The following is a 1,963-nucleotide window of genomic DNA, read 5'->3' as shown; positions in this document are numbered from 1 at the left end:
GTCATGATAATAGGGCCTTCTGATTAGAAGGCCCTATTATCAATGATTTTTATCCTCGTGACGACACTATCTAGCGGCGCATCGGTTTCGAGCAATTTTTCGAAGCGAACAAGCTGAGCGATGAGCTGCTGCAATTTGCCCATATCCTCAGCTGGCGTCAGCAGGAACAGGATGGAGTTGAGGTCGCATTTTTCCGGGATAATGCCATTTTCACGCAAGAAGTTGGCAAGAATAGTGGCTGGCACGCCAAAGCGTTCATATTCACCGGTACGGGCATTGATCCCCGGCGTGGTCAGCAGCAATTTGCACGGGTCGACAAAATACTGATGTTCAGCATACCCCTCAAACGCATGCCAGCGTTCTCCCGGTACAAAATGGAAGAAGCGCAGATCGCTGGCAATCTCTGCCGTATCCCAGCTCTCCCACGGGCGTCCGTCGACGCTATCCGGTACAAACGGGCGAATGAACTGGCAGTTTTGCAAAATCAACTTACGGGCTTCGATCCCATTGACCACGCAATCCATCCACATGTTGCGCCCGCTCTGGCCCTCATGCATCCGCGCGTTAATATCCAGCGCGGCAAACAGCGGATAGAAGGGGCTGGTGGAGGCATGCATCATGAACGCATTGTTCAGGCGTTTATGCGGTACATAGCGCTGTTGGCCTTTAATGTGGCTGTCTTTCTTGTGGATCTGTGAGGTCTGCGAGAAGCCTGCCTGCTGCTTATGCACCGACTGGGTCACCAGAATCCCGGGATCGTTCTCGTTCAGTTCCAGTAACAGCGGCGAACAGTCCGCCATCATCGGGATAAACTGCTCATAACCTACCCACGCCGAATCAAACAGAATGTAATCACAGAGATGACCAATCTTATCCACCACCTGATGGGCGTTATAAATCGTGCCGTCATAGGTACCAAGCTGGATAACCGCCAGACGGAACGGGCGGGGATCGCGGGTGCGTCCGGGTGCGACTTCCGCAATCAGCTCACGCAGATAACCCTCTCCAAAGCAGTGTGCGTCAATGCCGCCAATAAAACCGTATGGATTGCGCGCCGTTTCCAGATAAACCGGCGTTGCCCCTGCCTGCAATAACGCGCCGTGGTGGTTGGATTTATGGTTATTACGGTCAAAGAGCACCAAATCCCCTGGCGTCAGCAGCGCATTGAGCACCACTTTGTTGGAGGAGGATGTTCCATTCAGCACGAAGTAGGTTTTGTCCGCATTGAACACTTTCGCCGCATGCTGCTGGGCAGCGCAGGGTGCGCCTTCGTGGATTAACAGGTCACCCATTGCTACATCGGCGTTGCACAGATCTGAACGGAACAGGGTTTCACCAAAGAAATCAACAAACTGGTTGCCAGCAGGATGGCGGCGGAAAAACTGCCCGCCCTGGTGTCCCGGGCAGTCAAATGCGCTGTTGCCTTGCTTTACGTAATCCACCAGCGCGCGGAAAAAAGGTGGGCGCAGCTGGGTTTCATACTTCTGCGCGGCGGCCTCCAGTTGACGACCGTAGAAGTCATGGCTGGTTTCGTTACACTCGAACACGCCATGAATACGCGGCAAATAATCTGCCGGGACAATCTCCTCTTTATGAGTTGCAATAAATACCGGAATGTGAAAACCGGTGGCCTCTATTTTTTCTATAGTACCGTTATAAATATCACTCACCGCCAGTACAATGGCGGCGACATCAATATAGTCAGAATCGCTGATATCGACCGTTTCACGTGTGGTAGTAAAACAATGGGGACATGCACGGCTGAAGGCGACTTTTAGCATATTCATATTCATCTCTTTATTTTTGGTAATAACATTCCTTCGACTTTCTTAAATAGAAAATCGCTATCGCCGGAATAAAAGCAAAGAGCGTCCGCTGATAAAAAATCAGTAAATGGCGGATTCAACTCCGAAGTGCAACGCTAAGCCGCCAATCTTAGCTCTGCAAACACCACAGACGGTTG

At 51.3% G+C, this 1,963-nt stretch carries 1 pseudogene; it reads right to left on the bottom strand.

What is annotated here, in order from left to right:
• Positions 1–50: 50 nt before the first annotated feature.
• A pseudogene (speC, locus tag ACSZPU_RS25410) lies at positions 51–1,787 on the bottom strand (ornithine decarboxylase); the annotation flags it as partial.
• Positions 1,788–1,963 lie beyond the last annotated feature (176 nt).

The sequence above is a fragment of the Phytobacter sp. V69 genome (assembly GCF_965644215.1).
Taxonomy (GTDB): Bacteria; Pseudomonadota; Gammaproteobacteria; order Enterobacterales; family Enterobacteriaceae; genus Phytobacter.
The sequence above is the reverse complement of the archived record's forward strand: the minus strand, read 5'-3'. Positions and strand labels throughout refer to the sequence as shown.